The organism is Polaromonas sp. LjRoot131 (genome assembly GCF_964252805.1).
Lineage (GTDB): Bacteria > Pseudomonadota > Gammaproteobacteria > Burkholderiales > Burkholderiaceae_C > Polaromonas.
Genome location: NZ_CAXUPF020000007.1, coordinates 38,697 through 63,017, shown reverse-complemented (window position 1 = coordinate 63,017; position 24,321 = coordinate 38,697). Strand labels below are relative to the sequence as shown.

General features: G+C 63.9%; 27 protein-coding genes. 14 read left to right on the top strand and 13 right to left on the bottom strand.

Annotated features, from left to right (window positions below):
* The first annotated feature begins 4 nt into the window (after positions 1 to 4).
* The 4 genes from ACSQ27_RS23200 (at position 5) to ACSQ27_RS23185 (ending at position 3,228) form a co-directional block, all read left to right on the top strand.
* Positions 5 to 967 carry an AEC family transporter gene (locus ACSQ27_RS23200; protein ID WP_436157858.1) on the top strand — a complete coding sequence of 321 codons (963 nt, stop codon included), beginning with the start codon at positions 5 to 7 and terminating at the stop codon, positions 965 to 967.
* A gap of 22 nt (positions 968 to 989) precedes the next feature.
* Positions 990 to 1,352, top strand: coding sequence for a DMT family protein (locus ACSQ27_RS23195; protein ID WP_436157857.1), 363 nt, complete (start codon positions 990 to 992; stop codon positions 1,350 to 1,352).
* Positions 1,353 to 1,525: 173 nt separating this feature from the next.
* Positions 1,526 to 2,173, top strand: a complete 648-nt coding sequence (locus ACSQ27_RS23190; RefSeq protein ID WP_413327724.1) for a DUF47 domain-containing protein — start codon at positions 1,526 to 1,528, stop codon at positions 2,171 to 2,173.
* A gap of 17 nt (positions 2,174 to 2,190) precedes the next feature.
* On the top strand, positions 2,191 to 3,228 hold the full coding sequence (locus ACSQ27_RS23185; RefSeq protein WP_436157856.1) for an anion permease: 1,038 nt from the start codon (positions 2,191 to 2,193) through the stop codon (positions 3,226 to 3,228).
* 130 nt (positions 3,229 to 3,358) lie between these two features.
* Here ACSQ27_RS23185 and ACSQ27_RS23180 read toward each other — a convergent pair whose 3' ends face one another.
* Positions 3,359 to 3,832: a hypothetical protein gene (locus ACSQ27_RS23180; protein WP_436157855.1), complete on the bottom strand. Its 474-nt coding sequence runs from the start codon at positions 3,830 to 3,832 to the stop codon at positions 3,359 to 3,361.
* Positions 3,833 to 3,839: 7 nt separating this feature from the next.
* Positions 3,840 to 4,376, bottom strand: coding sequence for an N-acetyltransferase family protein (locus tag ACSQ27_RS23175; RefSeq protein ID WP_436157854.1), 537 nt, complete (start codon positions 4,374 to 4,376; stop codon positions 3,840 to 3,842).
* 198 nt (positions 4,377 to 4,574) lie between these two features.
* Here ACSQ27_RS23175 and rpsP point away from each other — a divergent pair, with 198 nt between their 5' ends.
* The 6 genes from rpsP to ACSQ27_RS23145 all read left to right on the top strand — a co-directional run bounded on the left by rpsP (position 4,575) and on the right by ACSQ27_RS23145 (position 8,904).
* Positions 4,575 to 4,826, top strand: a complete 252-nt coding sequence (gene rpsP, locus ACSQ27_RS23170; protein ID WP_436157853.1) for a 30S ribosomal protein S16 — start codon at positions 4,575 to 4,577, stop codon at positions 4,824 to 4,826.
* 27 nt (positions 4,827 to 4,853) lie between these two features.
* Positions 4,854 to 5,462, top strand: coding sequence for a ribosome maturation factor RimM (rimM, locus tag ACSQ27_RS23165; RefSeq protein WP_436157852.1), 609 nt, complete (start codon positions 4,854 to 4,856; stop codon positions 5,460 to 5,462).
* An 85-nt stretch (positions 5,463 to 5,547) separates the two neighbouring features.
* Entirely contained in the window at positions 5,548 to 6,327 is a 780-nt protein-coding gene (trmD, locus tag ACSQ27_RS23160; protein WP_436157851.1) for a tRNA (guanosine(37)-N1)-methyltransferase TrmD, read from the top strand.
* A 143-nt stretch (positions 6,328 to 6,470) separates the two neighbouring features.
* Complete coding sequence (rplS, locus tag ACSQ27_RS23155) at positions 6,471 to 6,836, top strand: 50S ribosomal protein L19 (RefSeq protein WP_436157850.1); 366 nt, start codon at positions 6,471 to 6,473, stop codon at positions 6,834 to 6,836.
* A gap of 81 nt (positions 6,837 to 6,917) precedes the next feature.
* Positions 6,918 to 7,625 (top strand): CoA pyrophosphatase, encoded by a 708-nt coding sequence (locus ACSQ27_RS23150; RefSeq protein ID WP_436157849.1) that lies wholly within the window; start codon positions 6,918 to 6,920, stop codon positions 7,623 to 7,625.
* Between the two features lie 250 nt (positions 7,626 to 7,875).
* Positions 7,876 to 8,904, top strand: a complete 1,029-nt coding sequence (locus tag ACSQ27_RS23145) for a CobD/CbiB family protein (RefSeq protein WP_436157848.1) — start codon at positions 7,876 to 7,878, stop codon at positions 8,902 to 8,904.
* A 27-nt stretch (positions 8,905 to 8,931) separates the two neighbouring features.
* Here the strand turns inward: ACSQ27_RS23145 and rsgA are convergent, their stop codons facing one another.
* The 3 genes from rsgA to ACSQ27_RS23130 are packed head-to-tail and all read right to left on the bottom strand — an operon-like array spanning position 8,932 to position 11,518.
* A complete protein-coding gene (rsgA, locus tag ACSQ27_RS23140; RefSeq protein WP_436157847.1) occupies positions 8,932 to 9,915 on the bottom strand; it encodes a ribosome small subunit-dependent GTPase A in 984 nt (327 codons plus the stop codon).
* The gene (locus ACSQ27_RS23135; RefSeq protein WP_436157846.1) at positions 9,912 to 10,232 is read right to left on the bottom strand and encodes a 4a-hydroxytetrahydrobiopterin dehydratase; all 321 of its coding nucleotides are present in this window, start codon (positions 10,230 to 10,232) and stop codon (positions 9,912 to 9,914) included. The genes rsgA and ACSQ27_RS23135 overlap by 4 nt, the downstream gene beginning before the upstream one ends.
* Positions 10,229 to 11,518 (bottom strand): M48 family metallopeptidase, encoded by a 1,290-nt coding sequence (locus ACSQ27_RS23130; RefSeq protein ID WP_436157845.1) that lies wholly within the window; start codon positions 11,516 to 11,518, stop codon positions 10,229 to 10,231. The genes ACSQ27_RS23135 and ACSQ27_RS23130 overlap by 4 nt, the downstream gene beginning before the upstream one ends.
* 35 nt (positions 11,519 to 11,553) lie before the next feature.
* Here ACSQ27_RS23130 and orn point away from each other — a divergent pair, with 35 nt between their 5' ends.
* Together orn and ACSQ27_RS23120 are read left to right on the top strand one after the other, a co-directional pair.
* Positions 11,554 to 12,117 carry an oligoribonuclease gene (orn, locus tag ACSQ27_RS23125; protein WP_436157844.1) on the top strand — a complete coding sequence of 188 codons (564 nt, stop codon included), beginning with the start codon at positions 11,554 to 11,556 and terminating at the stop codon, positions 12,115 to 12,117.
* A 354-nt stretch (positions 12,118 to 12,471) separates the two neighbouring features.
* Positions 12,472 to 14,409: a DEAD/DEAH box helicase gene (locus tag ACSQ27_RS23120; protein ID WP_436157843.1), complete on the top strand. Its 1,938-nt coding sequence runs from the start codon at positions 12,472 to 12,474 to the stop codon at positions 14,407 to 14,409.
* 90 nt (positions 14,410 to 14,499) lie between these two features.
* On the opposite strand, the gene ACSQ27_RS23115 is transcribed toward ACSQ27_RS23120, so the two are convergent.
* The 3 genes from ACSQ27_RS23115 to ACSQ27_RS23105 form a co-directional block, all read right to left on the bottom strand.
* Positions 14,500 to 15,468, bottom strand: coding sequence for a Bug family tripartite tricarboxylate transporter substrate binding protein (locus tag ACSQ27_RS23115; protein WP_436157842.1), 969 nt, complete (start codon positions 15,466 to 15,468; stop codon positions 14,500 to 14,502).
* 4 nt (positions 15,469 to 15,472) lie between these two features.
* Positions 15,473 to 16,405 carry an alpha/beta fold hydrolase gene (locus tag ACSQ27_RS23110; RefSeq protein WP_436157841.1) on the bottom strand — a complete coding sequence of 311 codons (933 nt, stop codon included), beginning with the start codon at positions 16,403 to 16,405 and terminating at the stop codon, positions 15,473 to 15,475.
* A 63-nt stretch (positions 16,406 to 16,468) separates the two neighbouring features.
* Entirely contained in the window at positions 16,469 to 17,338 is an 870-nt protein-coding gene (locus tag ACSQ27_RS23105; protein WP_436157840.1) for a fumarylacetoacetate hydrolase family protein, read from the bottom strand.
* A gap of 280 nt (positions 17,339 to 17,618) precedes the next feature.
* On the opposite strand from ACSQ27_RS23105, the gene ACSQ27_RS23100 reads away from it, so the two are divergent.
* Positions 17,619 to 18,290, top strand: coding sequence for a FadR/GntR family transcriptional regulator (locus ACSQ27_RS23100; protein WP_436157839.1), 672 nt, complete (start codon positions 17,619 to 17,621; stop codon positions 18,288 to 18,290).
* Positions 18,291 to 18,313: 23 nt separating this feature from the next.
* On the opposite strand, the gene ACSQ27_RS23095 is transcribed toward ACSQ27_RS23100, so the two are convergent.
* The 4 genes from ACSQ27_RS23095 to ACSQ27_RS23080 form a co-directional block, all read right to left on the bottom strand.
* Complete coding sequence (locus ACSQ27_RS23095; RefSeq protein ID WP_436157838.1) at positions 18,314 to 19,210, bottom strand: NAD(P)-dependent oxidoreductase; 897 nt, start codon at positions 19,208 to 19,210, stop codon at positions 18,314 to 18,316.
* A gap of 92 nt (positions 19,211 to 19,302) precedes the next feature.
* Positions 19,303 to 20,661, bottom strand: a complete 1,359-nt coding sequence (locus tag ACSQ27_RS23090; RefSeq protein ID WP_436157837.1) for an NAD(P)H-dependent oxidoreductase — start codon at positions 20,659 to 20,661, stop codon at positions 19,303 to 19,305.
* Positions 20,662 to 20,665: 4 nt separating this feature from the next.
* Positions 20,666 to 21,547, bottom strand: coding sequence for a phytanoyl-CoA dioxygenase family protein (locus ACSQ27_RS23085; protein ID WP_436157836.1), 882 nt, complete (start codon positions 21,545 to 21,547; stop codon positions 20,666 to 20,668).
* 31 nt (positions 21,548 to 21,578) lie between these two features.
* Entirely contained in the window at positions 21,579 to 22,265 is a 687-nt protein-coding gene (locus ACSQ27_RS23080; RefSeq protein WP_436157835.1) for a GntR family transcriptional regulator, read from the bottom strand.
* Between the two features lie 138 nt (positions 22,266 to 22,403).
* Here ACSQ27_RS23080 and ACSQ27_RS23075 point away from each other — a divergent pair, with 138 nt between their 5' ends.
* On the top strand, positions 22,404 to 23,297 hold the full coding sequence (locus ACSQ27_RS23075) for an alpha/beta hydrolase (RefSeq protein ID WP_436157834.1): 894 nt from the start codon (positions 22,404 to 22,406) through the stop codon (positions 23,295 to 23,297).
* Positions 23,298 to 23,304: 7 nt separating this feature from the next.
* Here the strand turns inward: ACSQ27_RS23075 and ACSQ27_RS23070 are convergent, their stop codons facing one another.
* On the bottom strand, positions 23,305 to 24,282 hold the full coding sequence (locus ACSQ27_RS23070; RefSeq protein ID WP_074575624.1) for a GMP reductase: 978 nt from the start codon (positions 24,280 to 24,282) through the stop codon (positions 23,305 to 23,307).
* Positions 24,283 to 24,321 lie beyond the last annotated feature (39 nt).

Sequence of the window (24,321 nt, the reverse complement as noted above, 5' to 3'; positions counted from 1 at the left end):
GCCAATGAACACGCTTGTCTTTGAGTCCCTGTTCCCGGTGGTGCTGTTGATTGCCGCTGGGTTTTTCGCCGGCCGGGCGCAGTGGATCAGGGCGAATGCCATCAAGGACCTTTCCAACCTGATCTTTCTGCTGCTGACGCCGGCCCTGCTGTTTCGCACCATGAGCCGGGTGCGCATCGAGCAGCTCGATTTCAAGCCGGTGCTGGCCTACTTCCTGGCTGTCATCGTGCTTTTCGGCGGCACCCTGCTGGTGCAGGGCTTCAATCGCCGCGCCGCCGTGCTGGCGCTGGCCAATACCTTTTCCAACACCGTCATGATCGGCATCGCGCTGATAGGCCTGATGTACGGGCCCCAGGGGCTGGTGACGCTGTTCACCCTGGTCTCTGTGCATTCGCTGGTGCTGCTGACCAGCGCCACCGTGGTGCTGGAGCTTGCGGTGGCGCATGAACAAAAACAGGGCACCAGCGACGAAGTGACGAGCGCGCCGCGGCACCCGGTGGCCACCGTGATGATGGCCGTGAAAAACGCGCTGCTGCACCCGGTGCCGCTGCCCATCATCGCCGGCCTGCTGTTCGCGCAGACCGGGTTCACGATTCCCGCCGTCGTCGACAAACCGCTGGAGTTGCTGGCCACCGCCTTCGGCCCGCTGGCGCTGGTGCTGGTCGGCGTGACCCTGGCCAACACACGTGTGGGCGAGCACTGGCGCCAGGCGCTGGCCCTGGCAGGGGTGAAAAATTTGCTGCATCCGCTGCTGGTGTTCGGCCTGTGCCGGCTGCTGGGCGTGAGCGGCGTGCCCATGGCGGTGATGGTAGTGGCGTCGGCCCTGCCGATCGGCGCCAATGTATTTTTGTTTTCCCAGCGCTACAAGGTCGCCGAAGAGCTGATCACCGCCAGCGTGGTGGTCTCCACCGCGCTGGCCCTGGTGACGTTGACCGTGGTGTTGATCCTGGTCGGCCATTTCGGCTGACGCCTAGTCCGGAGTCCTTTCGATGCAATTCCTCCAGTCATTGCCGGTGTCGGCGCAGACCATAGGCCTGCTGCTGCTGTCCAACGTGTTCATGACCTTCGCCTGGTACGGCCACCTGAAGAACCTGGCGACCTCGCCCTGGTACGTCGCGGCCTTGATCAGCTGGGGCATCGCCTTATTTGAATACCTGCTGCAGGTGCCCGGCAACCGCATAGGCTTCACCCAGTTCAGCGTGGGCCAGCTCAAGATCATGCAGGAGGTCATCACCCTCAGCGTGTTCGTGCCCTTCGCGGTGTTCTACTTGAACGAACCGCTCAAGCTCGATTACCTGTGGGCGGCGCTGTGCATGGTAGGGGCGGTGTATTTCATCTTCCGCAGCGCCTGATCGGGCAACCTTTTAACCAAGCCGGGGCCGCGGGACTGGCTTTGCCAGACCGCAGGCGCAGCGGCCCCCTCGGGGGGCAGGAAGCTACACGCAGTGAGCGACCGTGGGGGCAAGGTAAACTTCCGGCAGTCACAAAAACGTCATATTTTTGACATATTTCCTGAGGAACTGACATGCTGTTTGGCAAATTGCTGCCGCGCGAAGGCAATTTTTTCGAGATGTTCAACCAGCATGCAGAACGCATCGTGGAGGCGGCCCACGCTTTTTCGAAGCTGGTCGCCAACTACAGCGATGTGGAAAAGCGCGAAGCCTTCAACCGTGAAGTCGACCACGCCGAGCGCGCCGCCGACCGCATCACGCATGAAGTCAACCGTGCGCTGCACAAGACTTTCATCACGCCGATAGACCGCGAGCAGATCCACAAGCTCATCAACACCATGGACGACGTGGCCGACCTGATCCAGGATTCGGCCGAAACCATGGCGCTGTATGACGTGCGCCACATGACCGAGGACATCGTCCGGTTGACCGACCTCAGCGTCAAATGCTGTGAACGCCTGCAGGACGCCGTGGCGCTGATCGAAAAAGTCAGCGACGCCGCGACGGCCGAGGCTGCGCTCAAGACCTGCGAGGAAATCGACAAGCTCGAATCCGACGCCGACCGCGTGATGCGCTCGGCCATGAGCCGGCTGTTCCGCGAAGAGCCCGACGTGCGCGAAGTCATCAAGCTCAAGGCGGTGTATGAGCTCCTCGAAACCATCACCGACAAGTGCGAGGACGTGGCCAACCTGATCGAGGGCATCGTCCTCGAGAACTCCTGAACCCGGGCGCCTGAATCATGCAAACCGTACAGGCCACCCTGTGGGTGGTGTTCCTGCTGGTCTTCCTGGCCATCGCCTTCGACTTCATGAACGGCTTTCATGACGCGGCAAACTCCATCGCCACGGTGGTGTCGACGGGCGTGCTCAAGCCGGGGCAGGCGGTGCTGTTCGCCGCCTTCTTCAACTTCCTCGCGTATTTCATCTTCCACCTGAGCGTTGCGGCGACCATAGGCAAGGGCATCGTGATGCCCGGTGTGGTCGACACCCATGTGGTGTTCGGCGCGTTGATGGGCGCGATCACCTGGAACATCGTCACCTGGTTTTACGGCATCCCCAGCAGTTCCTCGCATGCGCTGATCGGCGGCATCGTCGGGGCCGTGATCGCCAAGGCCGGTGCCAGCGCGCTGATCGCATCGGGCGTCTTCAAGGTGGTGGCCTTTATTTTCGTGTCGCCCCTGCTGGGATTCTTGCTGGGTTCGCTGATGATGGTGGCGGTGGCCTGGGTGTGTCGCAGGACGACCCCGTCGAAGGCCGACCGATGGTTCCGCCGGCTGCAACTGGTGTCCGCGGGCGCCTACAGCCTGGGCCATGGCGGCAACGACGCGCAGAAAACCGCCGGCATCATCTGGCTGCTGCTGATCGCCGCGACGACCAGCAACGTGCAGGGCCTGCCGGTCTGGATGATGGCGACCACCGAGCACCTGCCCATCTGGGTGGTCATCGTCTGCTACATCGCCATCGGCTTCGGCACCATGTTCGGCGGCTGGCGCATTGTGAAAACCATGGGCCAGAAGATCACCAAGCTCAAGCCTGTGGGCGGCTTTTGCGCCGAGACCGGCGGCGCGCTGACGCTGTTCCTGGCAACTGCGCTGGGCATTCCCGTTTCCACCACGCACACCATCACCGGCGCCATTGTCGGCGTGGGCTCCACGCAGCGCGCCTCGGCCGTGCGCTGGGGTGTGGCCGGCAACATCGTCTGGGCCTGGATTTTCACCATCCCCGCCTCGGCTTTCGTGGCAGCTATCGCGTATTGGGTCAGTCTTCAGGTGTTCTGATCAGACGAAACACACCTGGCGAGAAGGGCTCTTAATCAAGCAGGGGCCGCGGAACCGGCTTTGCCGGGCCGCAGGCGCAGCGGCCCCCTCGGGGGGCAGCGCATTACACGCAGTGAAAAGCGTGGGGGCTCTACTGGCTTATCTTCTTCGCTTCTTCAACTTGATATTCGAAGTAGCGCTGGAAGCTGAACACGATGCTGGACATCAGTGAAATCGTGCCGAACAGCAGCGCAAACACCACCGCGCCTATGGTCAGCCAGTTGGTGTTGCCGGCCTGGGTGGCCGGTGTGCCGGCGTTGTGCAGCGCATTCCATTTTTCCGTCGGCATCAGGCCGTAGTAAATCGCGGTCAGGGCCGTGCCGGCCAGGGTGAAACCCAGCAGGGGAATCAGCACCCAGGCCAGGTGGTCGTCCTGGCCGTACTGCCGCACGCGTTCCACGCCCCACCAGCCCAGCGCGGCGGTGATGGGATGCAGCCAGGCCCAGACGTCGCCCAGGCCGAACAGGTAAAGGCGGTGCACGCCGAGCTGGCCGGTGATCAAGGCCAGCCAGGCTGCCAGGGTTTTGTTTTTGGGGGCTTTGGGAGAGGAGGAGACGGTTTGCATGCGGCGATTATGCGGCGGGCTGCTCGGGCGGCGGCTGCGTGTCGCCTGCACCCAGGGTCTTTTCCATGATGACGATGTCGCGCCAGGCGCCGAATTTCCAGCCGCAGGAGCGAACCGTGCCGACTTCGGTGAAGCCGAGCGAGCGGTGCACGCCGACCGAGCCCGCATTGGCCGAGTCGCCGATCACCGCCATGGCCTTGCGTATGCCCGCAGCCTCAAACCGTGCCAGCAGTTCGGCCAGCAGGGCGCGGCCCAGGCCCTTGCGGTGCTGGTCGGGGGCCAGGTAAATCGAGTCTTCCACCGAGAACCGGTAGGCCGGCCGCGGCTTGAACCAGTTGCCGTAGGCGAAGCCGGCGATCTGGCCGTCCTGCTCCGCGACCAGGTAGGGCAGGCCCTTGGACAGCACGTCGGCCCGTCGGGCCGCCATGTCGGTGACGCTGGGCGGTTCGGTTTCAAAGGTTCCCGTGCCGTGCAGCACGTGGTGGCCGTAAATGGCGGTAACGGCGGGAATGTCTTCGTCGCGGCTGGGGCGTATGAGGGGCATGGGGGAGGGCGCGCAGGGCGGTTGGAGGCAGCGAAAGGCAGGGAAGAAGGGCGAATTTCCGGGAAAACCGTCCGGCAGGCTATAATCTCAGGCTTTGCAGCAATTCGCTGGCCGGGTGGCCATGTCGTGTGTCTCAAGCGCTGCAGAACATTGGGGTATCTACTTTACCGGTAAGCCCCACCACCCGAAGGATAAATCATGGTCGTCATTCGACTTGCACGCGGCGGTTCCAAGCACCGTCCTTTTTTCAACATTGTTGTGGCTGACAAGCGCGTCCGCCGCGACGGCCGTTTCATCGAGCGCATCGGTTTTTACAACCCGATTGCCAAAGGTGGCGAAGAGAGCCTGCGCATTGCGCAAGACCGCCTGACCCACTGGATCGGTGTCGGCGCACAGCCGTCCCCGACCGTGGAACGCCTGGTCAAGCAAGGCGCCGCCAAGGCCGCCTGATCTCCAGAAACTTATTTCCAAGTTTCGATGCAGCCCGGCCTCTCGCCGTCCGCGGGCTTGACACCCTCAAGCCTGCCGGACGACGCCATCGAAGTCGGGCGCATCCTGGATGCCTGGGGCGTCAAGGGCTGGGTGAAAATCCTGCCGCACAGCACCGATCCAGAAGCGCTTTTCGCGGCAAAATCCTGGTTTTTGCAGGCGCCTGACGCCAAATTCCGCCCGGGCTTCACCGTGTTTTCCGGCACCGTCACGCTCAGCGTGGACGAGGCCAAAGTCCATTCCGATTCCGTCGTCGCCAAGTTCACCGGCCTGGACGACCGCAATGCCGCCGAGGCCTTGCGCGGCGCGCGCATCTTTTTGCCGCGCAGCAGCTTCCCCGCCGCCTCCAAGGACGAGTACTACTGGGTCGACCTGATCGGCCTGAAAGTGGTCAACCGCGAAGGCGTGGAACTGGGGCTGGTACGCGACCTGATGGCCACCGGCCCGCATTCCGTGCTCTGCGTGGAATACACCGCCCAGCAGGAAGACGGCAGCAGCGCCACCGCCGAACGCATGATTCCCTTTGTCTCGGTCTATGTCGACGCCGTCGACATCGCCGGCAAGTGCATCACCGTGGACTGGCAGCCCGACTACTGAGGCCTGCCGCTTTTCCGGGGTCTCTTTCGGGGCCTTTCCAGTCCCATTTCCCCTCAGCGCCCGGCTCGCGCAAAATAGCCTTTCCATGCGCTTTGACGTCATCACCCTGTTTCCCGAACTCTTCGCGCCTTTCCTGGCCAGCGGCGTCACCCGCCGTGCCTATGAATCAGGCCTGGTAGAGGTCAAGCTCTGGAACCCGCGAGAATATGCCGACGGCAATTACCGCCGGGTGGACGACCGGCCATTTGGCGGCGGCCCCGGCATGGTGATGATGGCCGAGCCGCTCGCGCTGTGCCTTCAAGCCATACACGCCGACCGCGCTGCCGGCGGTGCGCCCAAGGTGCCCACGGTGCTGTTCTCACCGATAGGCAAGGTGCTCGACCATGCCGGTGTCGAAAGCTGGTCGGCCGGCGCCGGTGCGGTGCTGGTTTGCGGCCGTTACGAGGGGCTGGACCAGCGCTTCATCCAGGCCCACGTCGACCTGCAGATCAGCCTGGGCGACTTTGTACTGTCGGGCGGCGAGATCGCCGCCATGGCCCTGCTGGACGCGGTGGCCCGGTTGCAGCCCGGCGTGCTCAACGACGAGGGCAGCCACCAGTTCGACAGTTTCAACCCCGCGCTCGACGGCCTGCTCGACTGCCCGCACTACACCCGGCCTGAAAGCTGGCGCGGCCAGCCGGTGCCGGCCACCCTGATGTCCGGAAACCACGCCCACATCGAGCGCTGGCGGCGCGAGCGGCGGCTGGCTTTGACGCAACACGAACGCCCCGAATTGGTGCAAAAAGCGCGTGAAAGCGGCCATTTGAGCGAAAGCGATGAAGCTTTTCTGGCCGATCTGGTCGAAAACCCGGACAAGGACGCTTGAGCAAAGCCCTGGCTTGCTATAATCAAAGGCTTTTCGATCCTCTGGCGGCCACTGCAACCATCTGAACCATCTTCGGATGAATCCATGGATTTGCGGTCTTTAGCGTAGCGCGTGCATGAACGAAAAAGTTAGATGGAAAAATCATGAATCTGATCCAGACTCTCGAGCAGGAAGAAATTTCCCGCCTCAACAAAACCATTCCCGCTTACGCACCTGGCGACACCGTCATTGTCAGCGTGAACGTGGTTGAAGGCACCCGCAAGCGCGTGCAGGCTTTTGAAGGCGTGGTGATTGCCAAGCGCAATCGCGGCCTCAATTCCAGCTTCATCGTCCGCAAGATCTCCAATGGCGAAGGCGTCGAGCGCACCTTCCAGGTGTACAGCCCGCTGATCGCCAAGATTGAAGTCAAGCGCCGCGGTGATGTGCGTCGCGCCAAGCTGTACTACCTGCGCAGCCGCAGCGGCAAATCCGCACGTATCAAGGAAAAGCTGGGCGCCAAGGCTGCGTAAAAGCAGCGTTTCCCCTGAAAAAGCCGCTCTCAATGAGCGGCTTTTTTGTGCCTGTTACGCTGTGCTCCTCTTCCTCTTCTCATGAACTCCTCCAAGCCGCTGCCCAAGTTTGACCCTCGCAGTATCCCGGTGCAGGGCATTGACGACCACCTGGCCGGCGTGCCGATGGAACGGCTGTCGGCGCAGGCCCTGCGTGAGCGCTTCCGGCATCCGCCGGTCTGGACGCCCGAACACAGCGTCGAGAAAAAATTCACCGACCGCACGCCGGCGCTGGCGGCCGTGCTGGTGCCGCTGGTCATGCGCGCCGAGTTGACCCTGCTGCTGACCGAACGCACCACCAACCTCTCCACGCATTCCGGCCAGGTGGCCCTGCCCGGCGGCCGAACGGACGACACCGACCGCGACGCGGTGGACACCGCCTTGCGCGAAGCCCACGAGGAAATCGGCCTGCCGCGCGACCACGTGGAGGTGTTGGGCACCTTGCCCACCTACGTCACCGGCACGGCCTTCATCATCACGCCGGTGGTAGCGCTGGTGAAGCCGGGGTTCGCGCTGCAGCCCAACCCCGGCGAAGTGGCCGACGTGTTCGAGGTGCCGCTCGGCTACCTGATGAACCCCGCCCACCACCGCCGCCACGAGGTCGAGTTCGACGGCGTCATCCGGCAGTGGCTGTCCATGCCGTACTCCGATCCTTCCCCCGAGAGCGACAGCAGCGAAGCCCGCGAGCGCTATATCTGGGGCGCGACGGCCGGCATGCTGCGCAACCTTTACCGATTCCTGATCGCCTAGATAGTCACACCCCTGTCCAGGCTCACGGCGTGTAGCCTGTTCCCCCCTCAAGGGGGCGGCGCCTGGGGCCGGCAAAGCCGGACCCGCGGCCCCCGCTGGTGAAATACCTCCATCGCTGGTCGCACCCACAGAATTCTTCAAGCCAGCATGAGCCGCGGAACCGGCTTAGCCGGGCCGCAGGCGGGCGGCCCCCTCGGGGGGCAGGGAGCGACACGCAGTGCGCGACCGTGGGGGCCGCTATGATTCGTGCATGAGCTTTTTTGCCGTTTTGTTTGCACTCATCATCGAACAGGCCCGGCCACTGGCCCGTGGCAACTGGATTCATGCAGGCTTTCGCGGCTGGGCGCGCTGGACCAACCGCAGCCTGGACGCCGGCAAACCCCACCATGGCTGGATCGCCTGGACGGTCGCCGTCATGGTGCCGGCGCTGGTCACCATGCTGATCCACTGGCTGCTCTGGAACATCAACATCGTGCTGGCCTTTGCCTGGAGCGTGGCGATCCTGTACGTCACGCTGGGCTTTCGGCAGTTCAGCCACTACTTCACCGACATCCGCGACGCGCTGGACGATGGCGACGAGGCCACGGCGCGCGAACTGCTGGCCCAATGGCGCCAGGTGGACGCCAGCGAGCTGCCGCGCAGCGAAATCGTCCGCCACGTCATCGAGTATTCGGTGCTGGCCGCGCATCGCCACGTGTTCGGCGTGCTGGGCTGGTTTTCGGTGCTGGCCGCGCTCGGCCTGGGACCGGCGGGCGCGGTGCTGTACCGCATGAGCGAATTCGTCTCGCGTTACTGGGCCTACAAACGCAAGACCGCCGCAGCGGCGGGCGAGGGCGCCAGCATGGCGCTGCAGTTGGCCGCCAGCCGAGCCTGGGGCGTGATCGACTATGTGCCAGCGCGTGTGACCTCGCTGGGCTTTGCGGTCGTCGGCAGTTTTGAGGACGCGATCGATGCCTGGCGCACCTATACGCAGCGCTTCCCGGCGAATGCGCCTTCGGCTTCCGAAAACCGCAACGACGGCATCATCCTGGCCGCCACCTCCGGTGCCGTCAATGTGCGCCTGGGCGGCGAGGCGCTCAAGACCACCTTCTCACCGGACAGCTCCCAAGGCTTTCAGGCCGGCGGTCTTGATGCGGAAGAGGGCATTGCCACCGAGGCCACACCGGGCCGCGAGCCGGAAGTCGCGCACCTGCGCAGCATCGTGGGGCTGGTGTGGCGCTCCGTGGTGCTCTGGATGGTGTTGCTGGCCTTGCTGACGCTGGCCCGCCTGCTCGGTTGAGCGGCCCCCGCCGCTCAAACACTTCTCTCAATAACGGCTCTGCGAGAGCTCCGCGAACAGCTCGCTGTACAGCCGGTAGCGGTTGGCGCTGATGCTGCTCGGGTGGTCGTTCGCATTGACCTCGGCAATCACGCCGCAGCCCGGCTCATGCAGGTGCGTGCAGTTGTAGAACTTGCAGTCCTGGGCGTGGATTTTCAGGTCGGGCATGTAGCCGGCCAGGCGCATGGGTTCGATGTGGTGCAGGCCGAATTCCTGGAAGCCCGGCGAGTCGATCAGCGCCGTGGTTCGTGTGTTTCCGTCGCCGGTGTCCACCCAGTACAGCGTCGTGCTGGTGGTGGTGTGCTTGCCTGAGTTGAGGGCCTGCGAGATTTCGGCCGTGAGCACGCGCGCCTCGGGCACCAGCAGGTTGGTCAGGCTGCTTTTGCCGGCACCGGATGGGCCCAGCACCAGGGTTTTTTTGCCGCGCAGCAGTTCGACCAGTTCCTGCAATTCCGCCGCCTGGGTGTTCGCCGGCCTGGAGCCTTCCGTTTTGGGTTTGATCGCGAGCGACAGCATGCGGTAGCCCATGGTCCGGTAGGGTGCCAGCTTGGCCCAGGCGCGGGTAAAGGGCTCACCCAGGTCGCTTTTGTTCAGCGCGATGACGGGCGTGATGCCTTCGGCTTCGGCGGCGATCAGGGCGCGGGTCAGCTGGCTTTCCGAGAATTCGGGCTCGGCGGCGATCAGGATCAGCACCTGGTCCAGGTTGGCCGCGAAGGACTTGGTGCGCATCTCGTCCTGCCGGTAGAACAGGTTACGGCGCTCCTCGATTTTTTCGATCGTGCCCTCGTCTTCCGAAGGCAGCCAGCGGATGCGGTCGCCAACCACGGCCTGGCTTTTTTTGCCGCGCGGGTGGCAGATCAGGCGCTCGCCGGCCTCGGTTTCCACCAGCACGTGGCGGCCGAAACCGGCCACCACCAGCCCCGGCTGCGTACCCGCCATCGGGGCCGCGGCGGGGCGCGATGGTTTGCTCAAGCCAGCAGGGCGTCTACCTTCGACGCGCAGAAGAAGTCGCTGACGGAAACGCCGTCCACATCGTGCGTGTTGAAGCGCACCGTGCATTTGCCGTAGCTCACCGCGAGGTCGGGATGGTGGTCTTCGGCGTTGGCGATGAAGGCCAGCGCGTTCACGAAGGCGATGGTCTCGTAATAGTTTTTGAAGCTGTAGGTTTTTTCCAGCGAGCCGTCGATCAGGCGCCAGCCCAATGCCTGCTCACCGTTGAGTTTGCTCAGCTGCGTGACGATTTCGGTGGCGCTCAGGGCCCGGCGATTCTGGTGGATGGGGTTGCTCATGTCGTGGCGCTTTCAAGGGAAGGGGTCATGCGGCCCAGCCGCTCGGAGGCCGGGGGATGTGAATAGTAGAACTTCACGAACACCGGGTCCGGCGTCAGTGTGCTGGCGTTGTCCTGGTAGAGCTTGAGCAGCGCGCTCTGCAGGTCCCTGCCGTCGGTCTGGGCGACCGCATAGGCGTCGGCCTCGAACTCATGCTTGCGCGAGAACTGGGCGAACAGCGGCGAGATAAAAAAGCTGAAGAGCGGCACCACCAGCAAAAACAGCAGCAAGGCCAGTGCGTCGTTGGCGCCGTTCAGGTTGGGACGCACGCCCAGGCCGGTATAAAACCACACCTGCGACGACAGCCAGCCCAGCAGCGCGAAGCCCGCCAGGCTCATGGCGAACATCGAGACGATGCGCTTGATGATGTGTTTGTGCTTGAAATGGCCCAGCTCATGCGCCAATACGGCATCGACCTCGCCGGGGCTCAGCTGTTTGAGCAGGGTGTCGTAAAACACCACGCGCTTGGCTGCGCCGAAGCCGGTGAAGTAGGCGTTGGCGTGGGCGGAGCGCTTGCTGCCGTCCATCACGAACAGTCCCTTGGCCGCAAAGCCGCAGCGCTGCATCAGGGCCGTCACGCGCGCCTTCAAGGCTTCGTCTTCGAGCGGCTTGAACTTGTTGAACATGGGCGCGATGACGGTGGGGTAGAGCACCAGCACCAGCAGGTTGAAACCCATCCAGGCGCCCCAGGCCCAGAGCCACCACAGGCTGCCCGCGCTGCCCATCAGCCACAGGATCAGCGCCACGATGGGCAGGCCTATGACCAGGCCCACCAGCGTTGATTTCACAAGGTCGGCGAGCCAGAGCTTGAACGTCATCTTGTTGAAGCCGAAACGTTCCTCGATGCGGAAGGTGCTGTACAGCGTGAAGGGCAAATCCAGCACGCCGCTGACGAGGCCGAAGGCGGCCAGCAGCGCCAGCTGGGGAAGCAGGGTGCCGTAAGCGCCCAGGCTGGAGCCGGCCAGCGCCTGGTTCAGCGCGTCTATGCCGCCCAGCAGGGTCCAACCCAGCAGCACGGCGGCGCCAAACGCCATCTCCAGCATGCCGAAGCGCGCCTTGGCGATGGTGTAGTCGGCCGCCTTCTGGTGCGCTTCGAGCGAGATGGTATTGGCAAAGGCCGCGGGCACGGCGCCGCGGTGGCGCGCCACGTGGCGGATCTGCCGCGAAGCCAGGTAGAACTTGGCCAGCAGGCCCAGCACCAGCATGGCCGAGAACACCCCGGTGAAAACAAGCGAATAGTCGGTCATAGCGGGCAGTTTAGGCGATCAGCGAGAATCGGAGCATGCCCGAAATTGAAACCACACTCAAAAAATCAGACCAGAACCTCGTCTGGCTGGACTGCGAAATGACCGGGTTGGACCCGGAAAAAGAGCGCATTATTGAAATCGCCGTGATCGTCACCGGCCCACAGCTCACGCCGCGTATCGAAGGTCCTGTGCTGGCGATCCATCAGACCGACGAATTGCTGGACCAGATGGACAGCTGGAACAAGGGCACCCACGGGCGCAGCGGCCTGATCGACAAGGTCAAGGCCAGCACCGTGAGCGAGGCGGATGCCGAGGCGCAGATCCTGGCCTTTCTGGCCCAGTACGTTCCCAAGGGCAGCTCGCCCCTGTGCGGCAACACCATCAGCCAGGACAGGCGCTTCCTGGTCAAGTACATGCCCAAGCTGGAGGCCTTTCTGCACTACCGCAACGTCGACGTCAGCACCTTCAAGGAGCTGGCCAAGCGCTGGCGGCCCGAGGTCTACAGCGCTTTCAAGAAGCGCCAAAGCCACACGGCGCTGGCCGACGTGCACGAATCCATCGACGAGCTGGAGCATTACCGGGAACATTTCCTGAAGTGATTCCCGATCATTTCCCGATTTCGTGAGGCTGGGCATACGCTATCTGCTCCTGAAATGAGAGCGAAGGAAGGCGGCAATGGCCGTTAACCAACGGAGGACTGGTAGAAACCCGCAAAGCGCGCTATAATCGTGGGCTTGCAGTTGCACAGGGTGCGCTGCATTTGTACATCTACCTCACACTTTTGGACTCCACAACGGAGTCACCGCTTCAGGCACAGTTCTGCCGCCTGAGCCGCATATTCGTTTGATGGTTGATGTTTTATTAACCATGAACGAAGCCTTCCGCATCGCGGGAGGTGAAGTTTCCTGTTCCCTCGCCAAAAGCGCTGCGGACAGGTGATTAGTGAGAAACACATGACTGACTCTTTTGAGGCACGTGGCGACTTTTTGCCCGAAGCCATTGCCGCCGACAACAACAACGACACCGGTTTCAACGCCGCTCCGGATTTTTCCGATGCGCTTGAAGCAACTCCAACTTCGCTCGACGCCATCGTCGCCGAGCCCAACGGTTTTGTAGCGCTTGGCCTGGCCAAGGAACTGCTGCAGGCCGTCGCCGACATGGGCTTCACCAAGCCCACCGCCGTGCAGATGGCCACCATCCCCAAGGCCATGCAGGCCCTGGATGCCGACCCCAAGGCCACCAAGTTCACCGACCTGCTGGTTTCCAGCCAGACCGGCAGCGGCAAGACCGCCGCTTTCCTGTTGCCCGTGTTGCACACCCTGCTCATGCAGCAGGAAGAAGCCGAGCGCTTTGAGCGTTCCGAGTTTGAGCGCCTGAGCGCAGAGGCCGTCGCCCGCGGCGAAGCGCCCCTGAAAAAGCCCAAGCGCAAAGACCCGACCAGCCCCCGCAACTTCAAGGCCGCCACGCCCGGCGCGCTGATCCTGTGCCCCACGCGCGAGCTGGCCCAGCAGGTCTGCGCCGACGCGATCGACCTGGTCCGCCATTGCCGCGGCCTGCGCATCGCCAACGTCGTGGGCGGCATCCCTTACCAGCTGCAAATCGCCAAGCTGCAGAACGCCAACCTCGTGGTCGCTACGCCCGGCCGCCTGCTCGACCTGCAGCGCAGCATGCAGATCAAGCTGGACCAGGTGCAGTTCCTCGTCGTTGACGAAGCCGACCGCATGCTGGACCTCGGTTTTGCCGACGACCTGACGGAAGTCAACCAGCTCACGATCGAGCGCAAGCAGACCATGATGTTCAGCGCCACGTTTGCACCCCGCATCATGCAACTGGCCACCCGTGTCATGCGCACGCCGCAGCGCGTCGAAATCGACTCGCCGCACGAAAAACACACGTCCATCACGCAGTCGCTGCTGTGGGCCGACAACATGACCCACAAGCGCAAGCTGCTGGATCACATGCTGCGCGACACCACCATCAACCAGGCCATCGTGTTTGCGAGCACCCAGGTTGAATGCGACGGCCTTGCCAACGACCTAGTGCAAGAAGGTTTCAGCGCCGTGGCGCTGCACGGCGCGCTGGGCCAAGGCCTGCGCAACCGCCGCCTGATGGCTTTCCGCGACGGCCGCGTGCAGATACTGGTGGCGACCGACGTGGCCGCCCGCGGCCTGGACGTTCCCACCATCACCCACGTGATCAACTACGGCCTGCCGATGAAAGCCGAAGACTATGTGCACCGCATCGGCCGTACCGGCCGTGCAGGCCGCGAAGGCAAGGCCATGACCATCGCCGAGTTCCGCGACCGCCGCAAGATCCAGGACATCGAGCACTACATGCAGCAAAACCTCAAGCCCAGCGTGATCGCCGGCCTGGAGCCGCAGCAGCGCTTTGCCCCCACCTCCGAGCGCCCTCGCGGCAACTTCGGCGGTGACCGCGGCGGCCGCAGCTTCGGCGGCGGCGGTGGTGACCGTGGCGGCTATGCCGGCCGCAAGCCGGCAGGTGGTTTTGGCAATGGCGGCTTTGCCGGCTTTGGCAACAACCGCGACGACCGTGGTGGCGATCGCGGTGACCGCGGCGCCTTCCAGGGCCGTCCTCCCGCACCGCAAGGCGGCAACAACTACGCAGACCGTTCGGGCTTCAATGACCGCGGCCCGCGTCGCCAGGACGACCGCGGCTTCGGCGGCGGCAACAACAACGGCGGTTTCGCCCAGCGCGATGACCGCAATTTTGCCCCGCGCAATGAAGGCTTCGCCCCCCGCAACGAGGGCTTCGCGCCGCGCCCTGACTTCGCCAACCGCAAGCCTGGTTTTGCCAAGCCTGCCGGCAAGGTGTTTGTGCCCCGCGATGCGGCCAAGAAACCCGGCAAGTTCTCCAAGCCCTTTCGCGATTGATTTTTAAATAATCACCGCCAAGCAAAAAGCCGCTGCAGGCAATGTCTGCGGCGGCTTTTTTTATGGTCCCGTGGGCGCTTAGCGCGGCGCCTATTCGACCTTGATGCCGATGTCCTTCACGACCTTGCCCCAGCGGTCCATTTCCTTGACCATGTAGTCGGACATCGCCTCAGGCGTAGACGGCGTGGGCTCCACGCCCGCATCGTACAAAGCCTTCCTGGTGTCCGGCGTGTTCATCAGCTTGGCAATCTCCGAATTGAGCTTGTTGACGATCTCTTTCGGCGTGCCCGCAGGGGCCAGCAAGGCCAGCCAGACCGAAGCCTCGTAACCCGGCACGCCGGCTTCCTGCATGGTCGGCACATCGGGCAGCTGCGGAATGCGTTTGGCCGTGGTCACCGCGAAGGCCTTGAGCCGGCCCTGCGGCACCTGCGACAGCGCGTTGGGTACACCCGCGAAACTGGTTTCCACCACGCCCGCCACCAGGTCGGTCGCCGCGCCGCCGCTGCCGCGGTAGGGCACGTGTTTGAGCGGGGCACCCGTCATCGACACAAACAGCCCGCCCATCAGGTGCTGGGAGCTGCCGTTGCCCGACGACGCATAGTGAATCGTCTCCGGCGCGGCCTTGGCCAGGGCCACCAGTTCCTTCACGTTGCTGGCCGGCACCTTGGGGTTGACCAGCAACACGTAAGGCGAGTCGACCAGCTTGGAGACCACCGTGAAACTCTTGATCGGGTCATAGGGCATGGTTTTGTAAATCCACGGGCTGATCACGTGCGTGGTGGAGATCATCACCAGCGTGTAGCCGTCGGGCGCGGCCTTGGCGACGAAGTCCGTGCCTATGGTGGAACCCGCGCCGGCCTTGTTCTCGACGACGAACTGCTGCCCCATGGCGACCGACAGCTTCTGGCCCAGGATGCGTGCCACCACGTCGGTGAAACCGCCGGGCGCGAACGGGACGATGAGCTTGACCGGCTTGTTCGGATAAGCCTGCGCCCACGCCGTGCCCATGGCCAGCGACAAGGCGGCACCGAGCAAGGCGGATTTGTGGAGAATTTTCATGGCGCTACCCCTTGTAGGAAGGCTCGGGCATGGTGAAAAAGCTGTGCAGGATCTGGTAGACCATCATGTAGTTCTTCTGCTGGAAGCTCGCGTGCGAAATCCCGCGCATCACGCTGAACTGCTTGTTCATGTTGGGCAGCAGCTTGAAGTAGTCGATCAGGTCGTCCATGCCGGCGATGCCGTCGTATTCGCCGCGCAGGATGATGGTGGGCACGGTCAGTTTTTTCGGGTCCAGCAGCGGCAGTTTGGAGCACATGTCGACGTAAGTGCCTGTGGGCATGGAATCGTCCAGCGTCAGGATGGCATCGGCAAAAGCCTCGACTACCCGCTGCTCTACCGTGTCGGGATGGTCGCGCTGGAAGATGCTGTGCACAAAGGGCCGGTCAATCGGACGCCGGTTCTTGGCCAGGAATTCCGGCAGTTTTTTCTTGCGCTGCTCCAGCGTATGGCTGCCTTCGCCGGTCCACACAAAAGCGTCCAGCGCCACCTTGGCGATGCGCTCCGGGTGCCGTTCGGTGAACAGCCCCGCCTTGAGCGCGCCCGATGAAATGCCGTACATCAGCAGCGATTTGGCGCCGGATACCTTCATCGCATATTCGGTGCCGGCGGCCAGGTCGTCTGCGCCATTGCTGATGTCGAAGTTGATGTCGCGGTGTTTGTCGGACCGGCCGTAGCCCTCGTTGTCCATGGTCCAGGTGTCAAAGCCATGGTCGGCGAACCAGTCCATGGCCGATGAATGCGGCCGGCCCGGCACGTGCAGGTCGAAGGTCGGCTGCGAGGCCATCGACGAGCCGTGCACAAAAAAGATCGTGCCCGCATGCGGCACCTTGGGCGAGGCCTTTTTCTCCCAGAGGAAGAGCTTGATGTCGCCCTCCGGCGTCTTTTTGTGGGTCCAGTGTTCCACGCCGCCCGTCCACGTCACCTTCACGTCGCTCATCAATGTCTCCTGTTATGGCGCTTCGCGGCGCCTTGTTCAAAAACACAAGCTCAAAAACTACATCTACACAAAGCGGTTTTCAATCGCGCCTAGGCCGTCGATCTCGACGCGCACCATGTCGCCCGCCTTGAGGTAGCGCGGCGGCGTCATGCCCATGCCCACGCCGGCCGGTGTGCCCGTGGCGATCACGTCGCCGGGGTACAGGGTGATGCCACGCGAGCAGGTTTCGATCAGCGTCGGGATGTCGAAGATCAGGTCCGTGGTCTGCCCGTCCTGGCGCAGTTCGCCGTTGACCCAGCCGCGCACGCGGGTGCGCCTGCCGTCGAGTTCATCAGCCGTGACGATCCACGGGCCCATGGGGCAAAAGGTGTCGAAGGACTTGCCGAGGTCCCATTGCTGGTGGCGCATCTGCACGTCGCGCGCGGTCACGTCGTTGACGATGGTGTAGCCGAACACATGCCCCATGGCCTCTGCGCGCGAAATGTTGCGGCCGCCCTTGCCGATGACGACGGCGAGCTCCGATTCATAGTCGATCTGCTCCGATACGCCGATCGGCAACACCACGTCGTCATGCGGCCCGACCACGCATTCCGGCACCTTGGTGAAGACGATGGGCCAGGATTCGGGATTGGCATTGTTGTCTTTGAAAACCGAGGCGGAGAGCTCCTTGGCGTGGGCGTGGTAGTTGCGGCCCACGCAAAAGATATTGCGGCGCGGCAGCGGCAGGGGTGCTTCCAGCCTGACAGTGCTGATGGCGATGGTTCCGCTGCCTTGCAAGGCGGCTTGCGCGAGGTCGCCTCCAGCCATGATGAGCGGCAATGCGCCAGTGCGCGCCTGCTCGGGCGCCAGGTCAAACGGCGTGACGTTCTGGCCGTCACTCGAAACGCGGCCGACGTGCCGCCGGCCTTGGTATTGGAAAGTCGCGATGCGCAAATCTTGTCTCCTGTGGCGGGCCGTACCGGCCTCCGGTTGAGGCCTCGTTGCGGCGTTTTGATCTTGGCCATCGTAGAACCAAGTAATACCAATATGCAACCAGGCTGCGCAAGTTCGGCGTCATTTTTCGGGAAAACACCTACTTTTAAGAGATGATTTAGCGGAAAATACGAATAAACCAATCAGAACCAATTTAGCTAATCACGCGGCCTTAGCCCACAGGCCGCTATCATCGGGACCGATCCCCCATTTCCCTGTTCACACCACCTCGACCCAGCCTATGAACAGCGCAACAGCCCTGCAGGAAGCCATCCTCGACAACCTGAAGTCGCGCAAATGGCGCGCGGGCCACCGCATTCCGACCGAGCGCAGCTTCAGCGAGCAAAGCGGCCTGAGCCGCGCGGCCGTTCGCCGCGTGCTGGCGGGTTTGAAGGAGCGGGGCCTGATCACCCAGACGGTGGGCAGCGGCACTTATGTCAGCGCGCACATCGCCGAGTCGCTGGCCGCCATGGCCGAAGGCGGGCCGGTGCGCTCGGCCAGCCCGGCCGAACTCATGAGCGCCCGGCTGGCGCTGGAGCCGGCCATCATCGAGATGGTGATAGGCAATGCCAACTCAGCCGACTTCGAGCGCATGCACGAATGCTGCACCAAGGCCGAAGCAGCCACCACGCTGGAAGACTTCGAGCGCTGGGACAGCCTGCTGCATGAGGTCATCGCCGACTCCGCGCACAACAGCTTTATCTCCGGCGTCTTTCGCATGATGAACCAGGCGCGCTCCGATGCCGAGTGGGGCATGCTCAAGCGTCGCAGCGCCACGCCAGAGCGCCGGCTGGACTACCAGCGCGAACACCGCAGCCTGGTGGAAGCGCTGCAGCAGCGCGATGCGGTGCGCGCCAGGGAGCTCTGCGTGGGCCACCTGGTGCATGTGCGCGTCAACATGCTGGGCTCCTGAACGGGGTTGTCCGACGGAGGCCTTCAGCTCATGCCGTTGCGGCTGGCCAGTTCGACAAAGAGCGCCGACTGGTCCAGGTCGGTCAGGCCGTTCTCCACGCCTTCGGCGTAAAGCCGCTCGAACAGCGCCGTGATGGGCGCCTCAAAGCCGATCTCCTGCGCGGTCGCCAGCGCGTTGCGCATGTCCTTGAGCTGGATGTCCATGCGGGCGCGCGGCGCGAAGTCGCGCTCCAGCATGCGCTGGCCGTGCAACTGCAGCACGCGGCTGTCGGCAAAGCCGCCGGTGATGGCTTCCCTGACTTTTGCCATGTCGGCCCCGCCGCGCGAGGTGAACAGCAGCGCCTCGGCCACCGCGCCTATGGTGATGCCCACAATCATCTGGTTGGCCAGCTTGGTGAGCTGGCCGCTGCCGTGCGGGCCCACGTGGGTCGCGTGCCCGAAGTGCTTCAGCACCGGCAGGGCCTTCGCGAAGTCTTCTGCCTTGCCGCCGGCCATGATGGCCAGCGTGCCGCTTTCCGCACCGCCGGGGCCGCCCGACACAGGCGCATCGAGGTGGGAAATGCCCAGCGCGCCCAGGCGCGCCGCATGGTCGCGTGCTTCGCGTGGCTGGATGGACGCCATGTCGAGAAACAGCGCGCCCGGCTTCATCGCGGCGGCCACGCCCTGCGTGAACAGCACGGCTTCGACCACCGGGCCGCTTTCCAGCATGCTGATGACGATGTCGGCCCCGGCCACCGCGGCTTCGGCCCGTGCATGGACCACCGCGCCCAGCGCGGCCAGCGGCCCGGCCTTGGCCGGCGTGCGGTTCCACACCTGCGGTGCGTAGCCGGCCTCGCCGAGGCGCCTGGCCATGGGAAGCCCCATGATGCCCGTGCCCAGGAAGGCAATGCGGGGAAGGGGCGTGTCGCTGGCGGTGGTCATTCGTGTCCTCAAAATGGCTTTCAGCCATCATGAAGCACGCGGCGCGAGAAGGCTGTCAGCGAGCTTTCTAGGCGGCGTTTCCGGACGCTTTTTTACGCGGCTTTTTTCAGCGCCGGTGCGAACATGGCTTCCATTTCCCGGCGCACCGTGTAGGCGGGGGTGGAGGTGTCCATGGCCACATCGTTCCAGCTCAGGCTTTGGCCTTTCTTGACCGCGCGCACCACCTTGACCTGGTGCGCCAGGCCCAGCGGCAGGCCGCCTATCTTCATGGAAGTGTTGGCCGGCAGCAGCTTGCCCCAGACGGTGTAGCCGCCTTCGCCGTCCAGCATGTCGCCGGGTTGCAGGTCGCGTTTGGCCGTGGCCACCACGTCGGCGTTCCAGCAGGTCGCCACGCCCGTCGGTTCGCCGCGCAGCGCGACGCTCGCGACCGACACGCCGACCTCCAGGCCTATCAGGTGCCAGCGCTTGTACAGCGTGAAGTAGCGCCCGCTCGGGTCGGTGTGGGCGTTGTATTCCTCAAAGCAGTTCTTGATGTAGTCGGTCTCCGCCTCGACGGTGACCCAGACGCCCATGCGGATGTCATAGGGAATCTTGCGGCCGTTGGCTTCCAGTGACGAGATGACCTCCACCATGCCCTTGCGCTCCAGCACGCCGCCTTCGCTGATGGGGCGTGTCACGTAGGGAATGTCTTCCACGCTGGCCGGCGGGTAGAGCAGGCCGTTGCTGGGCACCGTCAGACCCGTAGCATTGGCCACGGCGGTCGATTCGATGGAGGGCTTGGACCCGTCGAGAAAGCTGTTGAACATTTTCGGGTTCAGCCCGCCGCGCGCGGCTTGCTCGGGCGTCAGGCCGTAGTTGCCCCAGACCGTCTCGGGCGTGGATTCGCAAAAATGCGGCAGCCATTTGTGGCCGCGGCCCGCCGCCACCACCGGGAAACCACAGGTGCGAGCCCAGTCCACCAGGTCGCAGATCAGCGCCGGCTGGTCGCCAAAGGCCAGCGAATACACCACGCCGGCCTCGGCCGCCTTGCGCGCCAGCAGCGGGCCGCAAAAAGCGTCGGCCTCCACCGTGACGTTGACCACATGCTTGCCGTGCGCAAAGGCCTGCAGGCAATGCTCCACCGCGGCGATCGGGTTGCCGGTGCATTCCACGATGATGTCGATCTGCGGATGCGTGACCACGGCCTGCCAGTCGTCGGTGATCCAGGTCGTGCCGGCTTTGATCGCCGCCTGCGCCGAAACGGCCTGGGCCATCTCGGGCTTCCATCCCACGCGCGCGAGGTTTGTATGTGCCGCGTCGGGCGAGAGGTCGGCGATGGCGACCAGGTGCACACCCGGCGTACGCGGGATTTGCGCGAGGTACATGGAGCCGAACTTTCCGGCGCCTATCAGGCCGATGCGCACCGGCTTGTTTTCCGCTGCGCGTTGCTGGAGCTTTGTGTAGAGGTTCATGAGATCAGGCCGCCTTGCGTTCGGGCGTGATTTCCTCCATGGAAGTCTGCAGCGCCGAAGCCGGCACGCCGTCTTTCCACGGCAGGTCCACCGGGTAGTCTTTCAGCAGGCAGTCGTCGGGCAGGCAGCTGATGGGTGTGAAGTCGCGGTGGGCGATGTATTCGGGGCGCTTGTGGCGGCGGATGTGGTTGCTGACGGCGCACAGGCTCAGGTAGACGCTGACCCGATTGAAGGGCGAGAGGTTGCTGCCCGAAGCATGGACCAGGCAGGAGTGGAACAGGATCATGGAGCCGGCCGGGCCCTTGGGGCTGACGATGCCGCCTTGCTTGCCGCCGGCGCGTTGCACCAGCTGGCGTATCAGGTCGTTGTCAACCGTCCAGAGTGGGTAGCTGGTGGTGGTGAGGTCGTGCTTCGCATCGACCACGCCTTTTTTGTGGCTGCCGGGGATGAACATCAGCGGGCCGTTGTGCTCGGTCACGTCGTCCAGGAAGATGGCCACGTTCATCGCGCGCTCGGTCGGCATCATGTCGTCGTTGAGCCAGGTGCCGTAGTCCTGGTGCCACTGCCAGACGTCGCCTTCAAAGGCCATCTTGCCGTTGATCTTGAACTGGTGCATGTAGAGCTGCTCGCCCAGCAGGTCTTCCACCGGCTCTATCATGCGCGGGTGCCGCGCGAGCCGGGCGAACGGGTCGCTGTACATGTGCGCCGCGAAATTGGTGCGCACCGCATCCTTGCCTTTTTCGCGGATGTTGTAGTCCTCGCGCCGCTCGTAGAGCTCGGGCACGGCTTCGTTGAGCGCGCGGGTTTCTTCCGGCGTGAACAGGCCGGGGAAAAACAGGTAGCCGTCGCGGTCGAATTGCGCGAGTTGTTCAGGGCTCAGTCTCATCACGTGTCTCCTTCGGTGGTTGTTCGGCGCTTCAGGGGGCAGGGGAGGCGGCGGGCCGGCCCAGCGCGCTGGACAGCAAGGCCGCCAGGTTGTGGCCGGCTTCTTCGCCGTGCTCGCGTATCAGTGCTTCGGCTTTGTCCGCGTCGCCGGCGGCGATGGCTTCGGCGATCGCCTCGTGTTCGTCCCAGATCGATTCGCGCATGGTCGACACCTGCAGCACGGCGCCCATGGCGCGGCGTATGTGGTGCCAGTGCAATTGGGCGCTTTGGGCGATCAGCGGGTTGCCCGAGGCTTCATAAATCGCCGCGTGAAAGCGCGCGTCGGCCGCCATCATGGCTTTGACGTCGCTGCCGCGCGCGGCTTTGCGGCCCTGGCTGACCAACTGCGGGTCCAGCCGGGCGCGGGCCTGCGCCGCCAGCCGGGCGGCCAGCGCGTCGAGCGCGCTGCGTACCTGGTAAATCTGCACCAGCGAGGCCACGTCCAGCGGCGCGACCAGCACGCCGCGGCCGGGCGCGTCCAGCACAAAACCGTCTTTCTTGAGCAGGCGCAGGGCCTGCAGCACCGGCTGGCGCGAGACCGCCAGTTGCGCGGCAATCTCTTCCTGCGTGATGCGCGCACCGGGCGCCAGCGAACCTTCGCTGATGGCGTCCAGCAGGTTGCGGTAGACCTGGTCGACCAGGTCGGGGGTGGATTCGATTTTGATCAGTTGGGAAGTCATATCTGTACTCTGTATACAGAATACGCCGATCTGGGCGATAAAGGATTCCGGGTTTACCCGCAGCCGCCGGCCTGCAGGCCCGGCTGTGCCAAGATGGCGGCCGCTGAATGCTATTTGCCACTTTTCAGGAGAACAACAATGAACCCATTTGATCCCGCCTGGCTGGACCGCATGTACAACAACCGCGCGCTGGTGCCCGACCACCCGGCCTATTTCGCGCGCTGGGCCGAGGATTCACAAGCGGTTCGCAAGCGCCTGCCCTGCCAGGTGGATGTGCCCTACGGCAACCATGCGGGCGAAACGCTGGATGTGTTTCCGGCGGGCGGCTTTGGCACGCAAGGCGTCAAAGCGGGAAAGGGCGCCCCGGTGCTGGTGTTCATCCACGGCGGTTACTGGCGCGCGCTCGATAAATCCGACCATTCCTTCATCGTGCCTCCTTTCACAGAGGCAGGCGCCTGTGTGGTCGTGCCCAACTACGCCCTGTGTCCGGCGGTGACGATTCCCGACATCACGATGCAGATGGTCAAGGCCCTGGCCTGGACCTGGCGCCACATCGCCCGCTACGGCGGCGACCCCAGCCGCATCACGGTGGCCGGGCACTCGGCCGGCGGCCACCTGGCGGCCATGCTGCTGCTCTGCGACTGGAAAGCTTATGCGGGCGACCTGCCGTCGGACCTGGTGAAGAATGCGCTGTCGATTTCAGGCATTTACGACCTGGAGCCGATGCGCCATGCGCCCTTCGTCAAGGACTCGCTCAAGCTCACGCCCGAGCAGGTGGCCAAAGCCAGCCCGGCACTGCTGCCGGCCCCGCGCCGCGGCACGCTCTACAGCGTGGCGGGGGCCGATGAAAGCGGGGAATTCCTGCGCCAGAACCTGCTGATCCAGCAGGCCTGGGGCGAGGGCGTCGTGCCGGTCTGTGAATCGCATTTGCGCCGCAACCATTTCAGCGCGCTGGATGCGCTGGCCGAGACGGACCATCGGTTGCACAGCCTGGCGTTGGACCTGCTGGGACTGGGCGCGACCCGCAGCTAGGCAGGACTTACATCAGCAGGTGTTCGCCCGCGTTGTCGCCGCCCAAGGTGACGTAGTTGACCTTGCGGATGTCCAGCAGCCTGGTGCCGCCCGCGTAGCTGATGGAGCTCTGGATGTCTTCCTCCATCTCGCGCAGCGTGTCGGCCAGCGTGCCCTTGACGGGCTCCAGGATGCGCTTGCCTTCGACGTGTTTGTACTCGCCCTTGTTGAAGTCCGAGGCGCTGCCGTAGTACTCCTTGAAGAGCTTGCCGTCGACCTCGACGGTCTTGCCCGGGCTTTCTTCCAGGCCGGCGAGCATGGAACCTATCATCACCATGGTCGCGCCGAAGCGCACCGATTTTGCGATGTCGCCATGCTCGCGTATGCCGCCGTCGGCAATGATGGGTTTGGTGGCCACGCGCGCGCACCACTTGAGCGCCGAGAGCTGCCAGCCGCCGGTGCCGAAGCCGGTCTTCATCTTGGTGATGCAGACCTTGCCCGGGCCTATGCCGACCTTGGTCGCGTCGGCGCCCCAGTTTTCCAGGTCTATCACGGCCTCGGGCGTGCCCACGTTGCCGGCGATCACGAAGGAGGCCGGCAGCTTCTGCTTGAGGTAGGCGATCATTTTCTGCACCGTGTCGGCGTGGCCGTGCGCGATGTCGATGGTGATGTACTCGGGCACCAGGCCCTCGGCCGCCAGGCGGTCCACCGTGTCATAGTCGGGTTTTTTCACGCCCAGCGAGATGGACGCGTAGGCGCCGCGGGCCTTCATGTCTTTCACGAACTGGACGTTGTCCAGGTCGAAGCGGTGCATCACGTAGAAGTAGCCGTTCTTCGCCATCCAGGCGCAGATCTCCTCGTTGACCACCGTCTTCATGTTGGCCGGCACCACCGGGATGCGGAAGCTGCGCCCGCCCAGCGTCGCGCTGGCGTCGCACTCTGAACGGCTCTCCACGCGGCATTTGCGCGGCAGCAGCAGGATGTTGTCGTAGTCGAAGATTTCCATGATTCCCAAGCCTTTGAAAAAACTGTTGAAGAACAGAAG

Excerpts from the sequence above, each read along its gene's own strand:
- ACSQ27_RS23200 (WP_436157858.1), top strand. The coding sequence starts at position 5 with ATGAACACGCTTGTCTTTGAGTCCCTGTTCCCGGTGGTGCTGTTGATT.
- ACSQ27_RS23195 (WP_436157857.1), top strand. The coding sequence starts at position 990 with ATGCAATTCCTCCAGTCATTGCCGGTGTCGGCGCAGACCATAGGCCTG.
- ACSQ27_RS23190 (WP_413327724.1), top strand. The coding sequence starts at position 1,526 with ATGCTGTTTGGCAAATTGCTGCCGCGCGAAGGCAATTTTTTCGAGATG.
- ACSQ27_RS23185 (WP_436157856.1), top strand. The coding sequence starts at position 2,191 with ATGCAAACCGTACAGGCCACCCTGTGGGTGGTGTTCCTGCTGGTCTTC.
- ACSQ27_RS23180 (WP_436157855.1), bottom strand. The coding sequence starts at position 3,832 with ATGCAAACCGTCTCCTCCTCTCCCAAAGCCCCCAAAAACAAAACCCTG.
- ACSQ27_RS23175 (WP_436157854.1), bottom strand. The coding sequence starts at position 4,376 with ATGCCCCTCATACGCCCCAGCCGCGACGAAGACATTCCCGCCGTTACC.
- rpsP (WP_436157853.1), top strand. The coding sequence starts at position 4,575 with ATGGTCGTCATTCGACTTGCACGCGGCGGTTCCAAGCACCGTCCTTTT.
- rimM (WP_436157852.1), top strand. The coding sequence starts at position 4,854 with ATGCAGCCCGGCCTCTCGCCGTCCGCGGGCTTGACACCCTCAAGCCTG.
- trmD (WP_436157851.1), top strand. The coding sequence starts at position 5,548 with ATGCGCTTTGACGTCATCACCCTGTTTCCCGAACTCTTCGCGCCTTTC.
- rplS (WP_436157850.1), top strand. The coding sequence starts at position 6,471 with ATGAATCTGATCCAGACTCTCGAGCAGGAAGAAATTTCCCGCCTCAAC.
- ACSQ27_RS23150 (WP_436157849.1), top strand. The coding sequence starts at position 6,918 with ATGAACTCCTCCAAGCCGCTGCCCAAGTTTGACCCTCGCAGTATCCCG.
- ACSQ27_RS23145 (WP_436157848.1), top strand. The coding sequence starts at position 7,876 with ATGAGCTTTTTTGCCGTTTTGTTTGCACTCATCATCGAACAGGCCCGG.
- ACSQ27_RS23135 (WP_436157846.1), bottom strand. The coding sequence starts at position 10,232 with ATGAGCAACCCCATCCACCAGAATCGCCGGGCCCTGAGCGCCACCGAA.
- ACSQ27_RS23130 (WP_436157845.1), bottom strand. The coding sequence starts at position 11,518 with ATGACCGACTATTCGCTTGTTTTCACCGGGGTGTTCTCGGCCATGCTG.
- orn (WP_436157844.1), top strand. The coding sequence starts at position 11,554 with ATGCCCGAAATTGAAACCACACTCAAAAAATCAGACCAGAACCTCGTC.
- ACSQ27_RS23120 (WP_436157843.1), top strand. The coding sequence starts at position 12,472 with ATGACTGACTCTTTTGAGGCACGTGGCGACTTTTTGCCCGAAGCCATT.
- ACSQ27_RS23115 (WP_436157842.1), bottom strand. The coding sequence starts at position 15,468 with ATGAAAATTCTCCACAAATCCGCCTTGCTCGGTGCCGCCTTGTCGCTG.
- ACSQ27_RS23110 (WP_436157841.1), bottom strand. The coding sequence starts at position 16,405 with ATGAGCGACGTGAAGGTGACGTGGACGGGCGGCGTGGAACACTGGACC.
- ACSQ27_RS23100 (WP_436157839.1), top strand. The coding sequence starts at position 17,619 with ATGAACAGCGCAACAGCCCTGCAGGAAGCCATCCTCGACAACCTGAAG.
- ACSQ27_RS23095 (WP_436157838.1), bottom strand. The coding sequence starts at position 19,210 with ATGACCACCGCCAGCGACACGCCCCTTCCCCGCATTGCCTTCCTGGGC.
- ACSQ27_RS23090 (WP_436157837.1), bottom strand. The coding sequence starts at position 20,661 with ATGAACCTCTACACAAAGCTCCAGCAACGCGCAGCGGAAAACAAGCCG.
- ACSQ27_RS23085 (WP_436157836.1), bottom strand. The coding sequence starts at position 21,547 with ATGAGACTGAGCCCTGAACAACTCGCGCAATTCGACCGCGACGGCTAC.
- ACSQ27_RS23080 (WP_436157835.1), bottom strand. The coding sequence starts at position 22,265 with ATGACTTCCCAACTGATCAAAATCGAATCCACCCCCGACCTGGTCGAC.
- ACSQ27_RS23075 (WP_436157834.1), top strand. The coding sequence starts at position 22,404 with ATGAACCCATTTGATCCCGCCTGGCTGGACCGCATGTACAACAACCGC.
- ACSQ27_RS23070 (WP_074575624.1), bottom strand. The coding sequence starts at position 24,282 with ATGGAAATCTTCGACTACGACAACATCCTGCTGCTGCCGCGCAAATGC.